Origin of the sequence: Jatrophihabitans sp. (assembly GCF_051960575.1) — a bacterium.
Lineage (GTDB): Bacteria > Actinomycetota > Actinomycetes > Mycobacteriales > Jatrophihabitantaceae > JBQCEE01.
Map to the genome: position 1 here is coordinate 1 of NZ_JBQCEE010000079.1, position 12493 is coordinate 12493.

The 12493-nt window shown below is 75.4% G+C and carries 9 protein-coding genes; all 9 read left to right on the forward strand.

From position 1 onward, the window contains the following. On the forward strand, positions 1-679 hold a 679-nt coding region (locus tag ACTHMS_RS04090), incomplete at its 5' end, for an AAA family ATPase (protein ID WP_440305394.1). Next, complete coding sequence (locus ACTHMS_RS04095; protein WP_440305395.1) at positions 676-2277, forward strand: hypothetical protein; 1602 nt, start codon at positions 676-678, stop codon at positions 2275-2277. The genes ACTHMS_RS04090 and ACTHMS_RS04095, both read left to right, overlap by 4 nt. Before the next feature lie 104 nt (positions 2278-2381). Next, entirely contained in the window at positions 2382-3821 is a 1440-nt protein-coding gene (locus ACTHMS_RS04100) for a cytochrome ubiquinol oxidase subunit I (RefSeq protein ID WP_440305396.1), read from the forward strand. 17 nt (positions 3822-3838) lie between these two features. Beyond that, entirely contained in the window at positions 3839-4897 is a 1059-nt protein-coding gene (gene cydB, locus ACTHMS_RS04105; RefSeq protein WP_440305402.1) for a cytochrome d ubiquinol oxidase subunit II, read from the forward strand. Next, complete coding sequence (gene cydD, locus ACTHMS_RS04110; RefSeq protein ID WP_440305397.1) at positions 4894-8388, forward strand: thiol reductant ABC exporter subunit CydD; 3495 nt, start codon at positions 4894-4896, stop codon at positions 8386-8388. Before cydB ends, cydD begins: the two co-directional genes overlap by 4 nt. A 61-nt stretch (positions 8389-8449) precedes the next feature. Further along, positions 8450-8854, forward strand: a complete 405-nt coding sequence (locus tag ACTHMS_RS04115; RefSeq protein WP_440305398.1) for a hypothetical protein — start codon at positions 8450-8452, stop codon at positions 8852-8854. Between the two features lie 34 nt (positions 8855-8888). Continuing rightward, positions 8889-10061 carry a MalY/PatB family protein gene (locus tag ACTHMS_RS04120; protein WP_440305399.1) on the forward strand — a complete coding sequence of 391 codons (1173 nt, stop codon included), beginning with the start codon at positions 8889-8891 and terminating at the stop codon, positions 10059-10061. Continuing rightward, positions 10058-11359 (forward strand): NAD(P)/FAD-dependent oxidoreductase, encoded by a 1302-nt coding sequence (locus tag ACTHMS_RS04125; protein WP_440305400.1) that lies wholly within the window; start codon positions 10058-10060, stop codon positions 11357-11359. The genes ACTHMS_RS04120 and ACTHMS_RS04125 overlap by 4 nt, the downstream gene beginning before the upstream one ends. Further along, on the forward strand, positions 11356-12493 hold a 1138-nt coding region (locus tag ACTHMS_RS04130; protein ID WP_440305401.1), incomplete at its 3' end, for an aromatic acid exporter family protein. The genes ACTHMS_RS04125 and ACTHMS_RS04130, both read left to right, overlap by 4 nt.

Below are 12493 nucleotides of genomic sequence, written 5' to 3' on the forward strand. Positions count from 1 at the left end.
TGCCGCGGCGGTCGCGCACCGCCGGCGGGCGGCGGGGCCGACCGAGGTCTGGGTGTGCCGGGCGGTGACGGGGCTCCTGGGGCGCGACCGGCGCCCCCCCCGGCACGGCCACAGCCCCCGGCGCTACCGCGCCGACCTGCTCGAGCGGTTCCGGCTCGACCCGACCGTGCGCATGCGTGCCGCCAGCCACGGCAACCGGCAGAAGGTGCTGCTGGTCGCCGCCTTCGCGTCGCGCGCCGAACTGCTGCTGCTGGACGAACCCACGACCGGGCTCGACCCCTTGATGGCGCAGGTGTTCCGCGAGTGCGTCCGCGAGGCGAAGCAGCGCGGGCAGACCGTGCTGCTGTCGTCGCACGTGCTGGCCGAGGTCGAGGCGGTGTGCGACCGCGTCAGCATGCTGCGCGCCGGCCGCCTGCTCGAGATCGGCAGCCTCGACCGGCTGCGTGCCATGGCCTCCGTGCACGTCCGGATCGTCGTCGCAGGCGCCGTGCCCGACCTCCGTCAGATCGCGGGCGTGCAGCGCCTGCACGTCGACGGGCACGTGGTCGAGTGCGATCTCACCGGGTCGATGGCGCCGCTGCTGTCCGCGCTCGCCGGCTGCACGGTGCTCGAGCTGCGCACCCACGAGCCTTCGCTGGAGGAGCTGTTCCTCGCCGAGTACGGCGCGGACCGCCCGTGAGCACCGCGGCCCCGGCGATCGGCCGGTTCGCGCTGGCCCGCGTCGCGCGCGGCGCCGCGGCCGTCGCCGCGGTCTTCGCGACGACGACGGTCGTCGACGCCGTCGCGTACGTGCACACCTTCCCGACGGCGGACGCACGCAGGGCGGCCGTGTCGCTCACCGGGTCGGACACCGGCCTGCAGGTGGTGTTCGGCTCGGCGCGGCACATCGACACCGTCGGTGGCTACGTCGCCTACAAGGGCTACGTGACCCTGACGGTGCTCGGCGCGGTCTGGGCGCTGCTGCGCACCGTCACGCTGCTGCGCGGCGACGAGGAGACCGGGCGGTGGCAGCTGCTGCTCACCGGCCGGTTGCGTCCCGCCGGCGCGACCGCGGCCACGGTCACCGGGATGCTCACCGCCACCGGCGCCATCGCCCTCGTGCTCGCCGCCGCCACGGCGACCACCGGACAGGGCGCGTCGTACGGCTGGGGCGTCGGCGCGGCGGTCTTCTACGCGATCGCCACGGTGCTGCCGATGCTCGCCGGCGTCGCGCTCGGTGCGCTCGCGGCCCAGCTGGCGCCCACCCGCCGCGGGGCGGCGATGCTCGGCCTCGCCGCGGTGTGCGGGCTGTTCGTCGTGCGCATGGTCGCCGACGCCGGGGCGCACACCGCCTGGCTGCTCTGGTGGACGCCGTTCGGCTGGGCCGAGCGCTCCTGGCCGTTCGTGCGGCCGGACCCGCGGCCCACGCTGCTCGCGTTCGTCGTTGTGGCCGTGCTGGTCGGCGCCGCCTGCCGGCTGGCCGCCCGTCGCGACGTGGGCGCCGCCGTGCTGCACCGCACCGAGGCGCGTCCCGACGCGCCACAGGTGACCACGGTGACCGCGCTGGGCCTGCGGCTGGAACGGCCGCTGGTCGTGTCGTGGGCGACGGGTGTCGTGCTGGCCGGGGCCGCCCTCGGTGCGGTCAGCCGGGTCGCCGTGCGACCGTTGCCCGAGGGCATGCGCCGCGTGCTGCACCAGCTCGGCGGCGCGGCCCCGACCCTCGACCAGTTCCTCGGCGTCTGCTTCCTCTTCGTCGCCGTGCTCGTCGCGCTGGTGCCGGCCGGCTTGCTGGGCGCGCTGGCCGACGACGAGCGGTCGGGCCGCCTCATGCTGCTGGTGGCCCAGCCCCTGCGACGTTCGGCCGTCCTGATCGACCGGCTGACCCTCGCCGTGGTGGCCGTCGTGGCCGCGGCGGCGCTCGGCGGTGTCGGCGTGTGGGCCGGCGCCGTGACGGCCGGTGAACGTCCGCACCTGATGACACTGGTCGGCGCGGGCCTCAACGTCGCACCGACCGCCCTCGTGGTGCTCGGCGTCGGCGCCGTCGCCCTCGCGGTCCGTGCGCGCACAGCGGCGCCCACGGTCTACGGGCTCGTCGCCGTCTCGTTCCTGCTCGACCTGCTCGGGACGGCCGTGCCGTCGTGCCACTGGCTCCGTCTCGGCTCCGTCTTCCACTACATGGCGGCAGCGCCGGCCCAGCCGGCGCGACCCCTGCACTACCTGCTGATGCTGCTCGCCGCCGCCGCGCTGCTCACCGGCGCGGTGTGGCTCTTCCGGCGCCGCGACCTCAACACCGGTTGAGCCCGGGCAGCCCGGGACACGGACGTGACCGCGCCCCGCCAAGCGTCCCTGCCGACCGGCCCCGCGCCGCACCGACGATGGGTCCATCGTCGAGAGGACCGCACGTGGACCCCGTGATCCTGGCCCGTTGGCAGTTCGCCACCACCACCGTCTACCACTTCCTGATCGTGCCGCTGTCGATCGGGCTGACCGCGCTCGTCGCGGCGATGCAGACGCTCGCCTACCGCAAGCGCGGCACCGAGGCCGGCGCGGTCTGGGACCGGTCGGCCCGCTCCTGGGGCCGCATCATGCTCGTGCTGTTCGCACTCGGCGTGGTCACCGGCATCGTCCAGGAGTTCCAGTTCGGCATGAACTGGTCGAAGTACTCGCGGTTCGTCGGCGACATCTTCGGCGCTCCCCTCGCGATGGAGGGGCTGATCGCCTTCTTCCTCGAGTCGACCTTCCTCGGCCTCTGGATCTTCGGACGCGACGTGCTCTCGCCGCGCATGCACTGCGCCGCCATCTGGCTGGCCGCTGCCGGCACCACCATCAGCGCGTACTTCATCCTCGCCGCCAACAGCTTCATGCAGCACCCGGTCGGGCTGCGGTACGACGCCGCGAAGCAGCGCGTCGAGCTCACCTCGATCTGGAAGGTCCTGTTCAACTCGACGCAGCTGGTCACCTTCCCGCACACCATCCTCGCCGCGTTCATGACCGCGAGCGCGCTGCTGCTGTCGGTGAGCGCGTACCACCTCCGGCGCCGCGGCGCCGACACCGACCCGGCCCACCGCAAGGTCGCCGGCATGGCGCTCGGCGTCCTGCTCGTGTCCGTCGTCGGCGTGTCGGCCGTCGGGCACGTGCAGGGCCAGATCATGACCGACCAGCAGCCGATGAAGATGGCCGCGGCGGAGGCGCTCTGGGACACCGAGAAGTCCGCCGACTTCAGCCTGTTCGCGTACGCCGACCTCGACGCGGGCAACGGCAACGCGGGCAAGAACCGCATCAACATCTCGATCCCGGGCGGGCTCTCGTTGCTCGCCACGAACAGCACCGACGGCACGGTCAAGGGCATCAACGACGTGCAGCGCGCCGAGATCGCGAAGTACGGCCCCGGCAGCTACGTGCCCGTGGTCTGGCTGGCCTACTGGTCGTTCCGGCTGATGATCGGGCTCGGCGTGCTCGCCGGCCTCATAGCGCTGCTGCTGGCCGTGCAGTGGCGGCGCGGACGACTCGACCGCAGCCGCCGGCTGCTGCGCGTGACGACCTGGATCGTCGGCCTGCCGCTGCTCGCCAACAGCTTCGGGTGGCTGTTCACCGAGACCGCCCGTCAGCCATGGCTCGTCTACGGCCTGCTGCGCACCAAGGACGGCGTCAGCCCCAACGTGAGCGCGGGGGCCGTGCTCGCGACGCTCATCGGCTTCACCGCGCTGTACGGCGTGCTCGGCATCGCCTGCTTCCGCATCGTCCGGCGCATCGCCCTGCACGGACCCGACGCGCCCTCCACACCCGTTGAGGGCACACCGACGGGCCGCCCGATCGACGACCCCGTCCTGTCGCTGATCTGACCGGCTCCCTCGAAAGGATCGACATGCAAGCGTTCTGGTTCGGCGTCATCGCCGTGCTGTGGGCCGGCTTCCTCGCCCTCGAGGGCTTCGACTTCGGCGTCGGCATGCTGCTGCGCTTCGTCGGGCGCACCGACGCCGAGCGCCAGGTGGCGCTGCGCGCGATCGGCCCGGTGTGGGACGGCAACGAGGTGTGGTTGCTCGTGGCCGGCGGCGCGACCTTCGCCGCCTTCCCCGAGTGGTACGCCAGCGTGTTCAGCGGCTTCTACCTGGCCTTCGCCCTGCTGCTGGTGGGGCTGATCCTGCGCGGCATCGGCGTCGAGTACCGCAGCAAGGTCACCACCGCACGGGCCCGGGCCTGGTGCGACGGCGCCACGATCGTCGGTTCGCTGCTGCCGTCGCTGCTGCTCGGCGTCGCCTTCGCCGACTTCCTGCGCGGTGTGCAGATGGACGCGAACCACGTCGTCACCGGCGGGTTCTGGTCGCTGCTGCACCCGTACGCGCTGCTGGGCGGCCTGGTCACGCTCACGCTGTTCGCCTATCACGGCGCCACCTATCTCGCGTTCCGCACGATCGGCCCGACCGCCGCGCGCGCCGCCGCCCTGTCCCGGCCGCTGGCCATCGTCGTCGCGCCGCTCGCCGTCGCCTTCCTCGTCTGGTCCGCCACGATCCGCGGGGGCTGGGTGAGCCTGGTGCTCGCCGCCGTCGTCGCGGCGCTGTTCGTGACGTCGGCGCTCTGCACGTTCGTCCGGCGGGCGGCCCGTGCGTTCTGGGCGTCGGCCGCCGTGTGCGCGCTGCTGCCCGTGTGGCTGTTCTCGGCGCTGTGGCCCGACGTGCTGCCGGCGCGGAACCACGCGGCGTGGTCGTTGACCGTGCACAACGCGAGTTCCACGCACACCACGCTCGTGGTGATGACCGTCGTCGCCCTGCTGTTCACGCCGATCGTGCTCGCCTACCAGGCCTGGACGTATTGGGTGTTCCGCGCCCGCGTCGGCCTCGAGACCGTCGTCATCGATGCGGACACCTCCGCCGGCTCTGCCCTCGAGCGCATGAAGCGTGCGGCCCAGGCCGCCTCGTGAGCCGTCCGCTCGACCCCGCCCTGCTCCGGGTCTCGGCGCCGCTGCGCCGTCATCTGGCGCTGACCGTCGGTGTGCAGCTCACCGGCTCGGTGCTGCTCGTCCTGCAGCTCGGGCTGCTGACGTCGGCGATCGCGGCCGTCTTCACCCACCACGCCGTCACCGCGACGACCACGCGCGACCTCGTGCTCGTCGCCGCGGCGGCCGCCGTGCGGGGCGGCCTGCGCGCGGCGCAGGAGTACTTCGGCGAGACCGCCTCGCTGCGGGTGCGCGCCGACCTGCGCCGGCAGGCGCTCGACGCGCTCGAGCGGCTCGGCAGCGGCTGGGCGGCGCAGCAGCCGGCCGGCCGGCTCGTCACCGATCTCGGCGCCGGCCTCGACGGCCTGCACGGCTGGACGACCCAGGCCCTGCCCGCACTGGTCGCCTGTGCCACGACGCCGCCGCTCGTGCTCGCCGCCATCGCGTGGGCCGACTGGCAGGCGGCCCTCGTGCTCGCCGTGCTGATCCCGCTCGTCCCGCTCCTCCTCGCGCTCGTCGGCATCACGACGAAGCGGCGGGTCGAGCGCCAGTACGCCGTCCTGCAGCACCTCTCGGGCCACTTCGTGGACCTGCTGCGCGGCCTCACCACCCTCGCCGTCTACGGCCAGGTGCGCCGGCAGGCACGCACCGTCGAGGCGGCGAGCGAGCGGTACCGCCGGCACACCATGGGCGCCCTGCGGATCGCGTTCCTGTCCGCCATGGTGCTCGACCTCGCGGCGGCGCTGTCGGTCGCGATCGTCGCGGTCGACGTCGGGCTGCGGCTCGACAGCGGTTCGGTGGCGTTCGCCCCCGCACTGCTCGTGCTCTTCCTCGCCCCCGAGGTGTTCCGGCCGCTGCGGCAGTTCGCCGCGCAGTACCACGCGAGCGCCGAGGGCGCGGCCGCCGTCGCCGGCGTGCTCACCATGCTGGACGAGGCCAAGCAGCACACCCGGCCGACCGGTGCGACGCCGCCGCCGTGCGACGGCACCGTCGTCGTCGACACGGTCACCCTGCGGTACCCGGGTCGTCGCGCCGACGCGCTCGCCGGGGTGTCGCTGTCCGTGCAGCCCGGCGAACTCGTCGCCCTCACCGGGCCGAGCGGCGCGGGCAAGTCGACGCTGCTCGCGCTGCTGCGGGGCTCGACCGCCCCGGACACCGGCGAGATCAGCATCGGCGTCGGCGGTGACCTCGTCGACCTGCGGACGGTCGGCCGCCGCGGGTGGGCGGCCGACGTCGCCTGGGTGCCGCAGCGCCCGCGCCCGAACCGCGCCACGGTCGCCGACGAGATCCGGCTCGGTGACCCGTCCGCCGACGACGCGGCCGTCGACGCGGTCATCGCCCGCTGTCACGCGCCCGCGGCGGGCACGCCGCTCGGCGAGGACGGCGTCGGTGTCTCGGCCGGCCAGCGCCGCCGCATCGCGCTCGCCCGCGCGCTGCTGCGTGCCCGGTCGGTGCAGCGCCGCGGCGCCGTGCCGACCGTGCTGCTCGACGAGCCGAGCGAGGACCTCGACGTCGACACCGAACGGGTCGTGGCCGGGGTGGTCGCCGAGCTCGCCGGTGCCTGCACCGTCGTCTTCGCCACCCACAGCCCGACGATGGTCGCCGTCGCCGACCGCGAGGTGCGTCTGACCGACGGACGCATCACCGCGATCACCCGCCGACACCGCGTGACGCCGGGCGCGCCGGCGCCGCGGCACGAGCCGCACACCGACGAGCCCGTGCCGGCGATGGTGACGGCGCCGCTCGAGGCACCGCGTCTGTCGGTGCGTCGCCTGCTGCGCGACGGCGGCCTGCGCGGCGGGCTGCTGCTGGCCTGCGTGCTCGGCGCGCTGGCCGGTCTCGCCGGTCTCGGCCTCACCGGTACCTCGACCTGGCTGATCAGCCGCGCCGCCGAACACCCCAACGTGCAGGCCCTCGCCCTCGCCGTCGTCGGCGTGCGCACCTTCGCCATCGCCCGGGCCCTGCTGCGCTACGGCGAGCGGCTCGTGTCGCACGACGTCGCCCTGCGGCTCATGGCCCGGCTGCGCGTCGCCGTCTTCACCGCCCTCGCCGGGCGTGCCCGCACGGCACTCGCGCTCGCACAGCCGCGCCGCGGTGACGCGTTACGGCGCTTCGTCGGCGACGTCGACGGCGTGCAGGACGCGATCGTGCGCGGCGCCGTGCCCGTGGCCGGCGCGGCGATCACCGCCGTCGCCGCCCTGCTCGTCGTGTCGCTGCTCGTGCCGGCCGCCGGGGTCGGCCTCGCCGCCGGGCTGGCAGTGGCGGGGCTGGGCGGCACCCTGCTCGCGCACCGGGCCGCCGGGGACGGCGCCGTGCTCGCCGCCGCCGTCGGCGCCCGCGAGGCCCGGCTCGTGGGGGTCGTCGACGGCATCGCCGAGCTCGAGGCCTACGGTGCGCTGCCGTCGGCCATCGACGAGGTGCGCGCCGGCGACGCGCAGGCGGTCGCGTCCGGGCGCCGCCCCGCGCTGGCCACCGCGCTCGGTGCAGTGGTCGCGGGTGCGGGTGAGGCGGTCGCCCTGGCGGCGGTGCCGCTCACCGGCGCGCACGCCGTCGCCTCCGGCACCCTCGACCGCACGGCGCTCGCCGTGCTGGTCGCCTGCGTCCTCGTCGCGTTCGAGGCGGTCGCGTCGCTGCCGCCGTCGGCCGTGGCCCTGCGCGGGACCGGCGCCCGGCTGCGCCGCCTCGGCGAGGTGCTGTCCGACCCGGCCGCCGCGCAGGCCGGCGACGTCGCAGCAGCACCGCCGGCAGGCCCGCTCGGCGTCGTCGCCGCCGGGCTCACCGTGCGACCGGACCGCGACGCGCCACCGGTGCTGCGTGACCTGGCCTTCACGGTCGCGGCCGGCCACGGGCTCGCCGTGACCGGCGCGAGCGGGTGCGGCAAGACCTCGCTGCTGAAGGCCCTGCTCGGCCTCGTCCCCACCAGCGGCACGCTGACGCTCACCGCGGACGGGCGCTCGGTCGCGGTCGCCGACCTCGACCCGGCCCTGCGCCACCGGTCGGTCGCCGGGTCGCTGCAGGGCGACCACGTCTTCCAGGCCACGCTGCGCGACAACGTGCGCGTGGTCGTGCCGGAGGCCTCCGACGCCGAGCTCGACCGCGTCGCCCGCCTGGCCGGCCTCGCCGACGTGATCGCGGCACTGCCCGACGGCTGGGACACCGCCGCGGGCACGGACGGCGACCGGCTCTCCGGCGGCCAGCGCCAGCGCCTGCTGCTCGCCCGGGCCCTCCTCGCCGACCCGCAGGTGCTGGTGCTCGACGAGCCCACCGCGCACCTGGACGCGGACACCGAGGCCGCCGTCCTCGCCGACGTCCTGACGGCCACCCGGCACCGCACCCTCGTCGTCACCACCCACCGCAGCGCGGCCGCGCACGCGCTCGGCGAGGTGCTGGATCTCGACGCCGTCGACCCGGCCGGCACGCCCGACGGGCCACCGGCGCGCACCGCGGTGGCCGGCACCGCCGGGCCGGGCCGATGACGTGACCGCCGTCGTGCTTTGGTCCCTGCTTCCCGACCCCCGGCGCGGCGAGGCTGGAGCCATGCTGGTCGTCCACGCCGCGCCCGACCCGTCGGTGCGCCGTCTCGCCGAACTCGTCGCCGAGCGCCTCAGCGCCCCGTGCGTGCGCCCCGAGCAGGTCGCGCGCGAGGTCGTCGACGAGGCCGACCTGGTCGTGCTCGCCGGCGGCGGCGAGCAGCTGCTGCGCTGGCTCGACGACCCCGCCGTGCGTCCCCGTCGCGTCGCGGTGATCGCCGTGCGGCGCCGCGGGTGGCCACGCCGCGGCGGCGGTCGCGACGTGCGGCGCGCCCTGCGCCGCAAGCGGGTGCGTCCCCTCGTCGCGCCGCGGTCGTTCCGTGCCACCGCGCTCGAGCTGGCGCCGGGGCAGGAGGAACGTGCGGCGGCGTTCGCCGACGCGGTCGCGAAGCTCGTCCGCACCGCACCCTGAACCGCGGCGCTCGTCGCCGACTACGGTCGGCAGGATGGGTGTCACCGAGGCCGACCCGATCGACGTCCTGCGCCGCCGCAGCAGCGTGAAGTGGCGCACGTACGCACCCGACGTGCTGCCGATGTTCATCGCCGAGATGGACTTCCCGCTCGCACCGCCGATCCGGCAGGTGCTGCACGAGGCGATCGACCGCGGCGACACCGGCTACGTCGACCCGACCGACACCACGGCGGCCGAGGCGTTCGCGGACTTCGCCGCGACGGCCTGGGGCTGGACGCCCCAGCCCGACCGCACGACCACGACCACGGACGTCAGCGTGGTGATCGTCGAGTCGCTGCGGCGGCTCGTCACCCCGGGCGACGGCGTCGTGATCATGCCGCCGGTCTACCCGCCGTTCTTCGACCTGCTGCCCGAGGCGGGCGCACGGGTCGTCGAGGTGCCGTTGCTGGACGACGGCACCGGGTTCGCCATGGATCTCGACGGCATCGACCGGGCGCTGGCCGCCGGTGCCCGCGGGGTGCTGCTCTGCCATCCGCACAACCCGCTCGGCCTGCTGCACGATCGCGACAGCCTCGTCGCCCTGTCGCGCATCGTCGACCGCCGCGGCGGGTTCGTGGTCAGCGACGAGATCCACGCACCGCTCACGCACCCGGGCCGCGCCTTCGTCCCGTACCTGACTGTCTCGGACGAGGCCCGCGACCACGGCATCGCGGCGCACTCGGGCAGCAAGGCGTTCAACCTCGCCGGGCTCAAGACGGCCTTCTTCGTCGCTGCGGGCGACCGCATGACCGGGCTGATCCGGTCGCTGCCCGCGGAGGTGACCGCCCGCACCGGTCTGTTCGGGCTGCTCGCCACGCGCGCCGGCTTCGCCGAGGGCCGCGAATGGCTCGCCGCGACGGTCGAGGCGATCGAGCAGAACGTCGCGCTGCTCGACGGGCTGCTCAGCGAACGGCTGCCGCAGGCGCGACTGCGCCGCCCGCACGCCGGGTACCTCGGCTGGCTCGACCTGCGCGGGCTCGGCTGGGGCGACGATCCCGCCGTCCACGCACTCGAGCACGCCCGCGTCGCCCTCTCGAGCGGGCCCACCTTCGGGGCGCCGGGACGTGGTCATGCACGCATCAACCTGGCCTGCTCGCCGGACACCGTCGTGAGCGCCGTCGCACGGCTGGCCGCCGCCCATGCCGGCGCCTCTATCGTCGAAGGATGAGCGCGGCACGGGTGGTCATCGTCGGCGGCGGCTTCGCCGGCTACAACGCGGCGCGCGGCCTGCTGCGGCACGCGTCCGACGTCGAGGTCGTGCTGATCAACCCGACCGACTACTTCCTGTACCTGCCGCTGCTGCCCGAGGTCGCCGGCGGGGTGCTCGAGCCGCGCCGGATCTGCGTCTCGCTGGCCGGGCAACTACCCGGCGCGCGGCTGGTGCTCGGCGAGGTCGACCGCATCGACCTCGACGGCCGGCGGGTCGGCTGGGTCGACCCCGACGGAGGCCGCGGCGAGCTCGAGTACGACCGGCTGGTGCTCACCGCCGGCAGCGTGAACAAGCTGCTGCCGATCCCCGGCGTCGCCGAGAACGCGCACGGCGTGCGAGGCATCGGCGAGGCGCTGTACCTGCGCGCCCACATCACCCAGCAGCTCGAGCTCGCCGCCGCGACCGACGACCGCGCCGAGCGCACGGCGCGGTGCACCTTCGTCGTCGTCGGCGCCGGCTACACGGGCACCGAGGTCGCGGCCCAGGGCGAGCTGCTCACCAGGCGGCTCGTGCGGCAACTGCCGGCGCTGCGCGACCAGCCGATCCGCTGGGTGCTCGCCGACCTCGCCGACCGCGTGCTGCCCGAGCTCGACCGGCACCTGTCCGCCGCCGCCGACCGGGTGCTGCGCGGCCGCGGTGTCGACGTCCGCCTCGGCCAGTCGGTCGAGCACGCCGAGCACGACGCGGTGCGGATGAGCAACGGCGAGCTCATCCCGACACGGTCGCTGATCTGGTGCGTCGGCGTGCGGCCCGACGAGCTGGTCGGCCGCCTCGGCCTCGGCACCGAGCACGGGCGTCTCGTCGTCGAGCCGACGCTGGCCGTGCCCGGCCGGCCCGAGGTCTTCGCCGGCGGTGACTGCGCCGCGGTGCCCGACCTCACCCGGCCGGGCGAGGTCACCGGCATGACCGCGCAGCACGCCCAACGGCAGGGCAAGCTGCTCGCGCGCAACGTCGCGGCCTCCCTCGCCGGGCGCGCGCTCAAGGAGTACAAGCACCGCGACCTCGGCTTCCTCGTCGACCTCGGCGGCGCGCACGCGGCCGCCAACCCGCTGCACGTGCCCCTGGCCGGGCCGCCGGCCAAGGCGATCACCCGCGGGTACCACCTGTTCGCCATGCCGGGCAACCGCGCCCGCGTCGCCGCCGACTGGGCCTTCAACTCCGTGCTGCCGGCGCGGGCCGTCCAGCTCGGGCTGGTCAGTTCGTCGCGGGTGATGCTCGAGTGCACCGAACTCGCCGCGGAGCCCACGTCGGGATGACGGCCGGTGCGCGGGCCCGGCGGATCGTCGACGTGCAGCGCCAACGGCTGCGCGACGGCGGGCGTCCCGCCGCGGCCCGCACGCTGCGACTCACCGCGGCCGCGACGGCCGCGTTCGTCGTCGCCCGCGCAGTCATCGGGACGCCGAAGCCGACCACGGCGGCCCTGACGGCGCTGCTGGTCGTGCAGGTGACGCTCGTCGGGACGCTCGCCGACACCGCCCGCCGAATCGTGAGCGTCGTGGTTGGCGTCGGCATCGCGATCGTCGTCGCCGACCTGCTCGGCTTCACCTGGTGGAGCCTGGCGCTGATCACGGCGGCGGCGCTGGCCGTCGGCCAACTGCTGCGGCTCGGGCCGCACCTGCTCGAGGTGCCGATCAGCGCGATGCTCATCCTCGCGGTCGGCGGCGCGGGGCTCGCGGCGACCGACCGGGTCTACGAGACGCTCGTGGGCGCCGGGGTCGGCCTGGCCGCCAGCGTGCTGCTGCCGCCCCGTGTGCGCACCCGCACGGCCGGTGCCGCGATCGAGCGCCTGGCCGACGACCTGGGCCGGCTGCTCGACGAGGTCGCCGCGGCCCTCGCCGAGCGCGAGGTCGGCCGCGACGAGGCGCAGGACTGGCTGCGTCGGGTGCGGTCGCTCGACCACGACATCGGACGCGTCGACCGGGTGCTCGTCGACGCGGGTGAGAGCCGGCGACTCAACCCGCGGGCCCTCGGCACGGTCGACTCGACGCCCGACCTGCGCAGCGGGCTCGACGCCCTCGAGCGTTCGGCCGTCAACCTGCGCGCGGTGTTCCGCTCGCTCGCGGACGGCGCCGTCGCCCCCGGTGCCGGCGAGGCGGACGAGGCGTCCGGCGAACCCTCCACACTTGTGGAGGCCGAGCTGCGGCGGGCCGTGGGCGTGCTGATGACCGAGCTCGCCGCGAGCGTGCGCGCCTTCGGCACCCTCGTGCGCGCCGAGGTCGACGACGCCGACGACGCGCACACCGCCGAGCTGGCCGCGGCGCTCACCGCCGTCGGCGAGGCGCGCGCGCTGCTGGCCGGGCTGCTGCTCGCCGACGTCGATCCGGCGGTGTGGCCGCTGCGCGGCTCGTTGCTCGCCGCCGTCGACCGGCTGCTCGGCGAACTCGACGTCG

What these genes read in the sequence shown, in the direction of transcription:
- ACTHMS_RS04115 (WP_440305398.1), top strand. Translation starts at nt 8,450, where the DNA reads ATGCTGGTCGTCCACGCCGCGCCCGACCCGTCGGTGCGCCGTCTCGCC.
- ACTHMS_RS04120 (WP_440305399.1), top strand. Translation starts at nt 8,889, where the DNA reads ATGGGTGTCACCGAGGCCGACCCGATCGACGTCCTGCGCCGCCGCAGC.
- ACTHMS_RS04125 (WP_440305400.1), top strand. Translation starts at nt 10,058, where the DNA reads ATGAGCGCGGCACGGGTGGTCATCGTCGGCGGCGGCTTCGCCGGCTAC.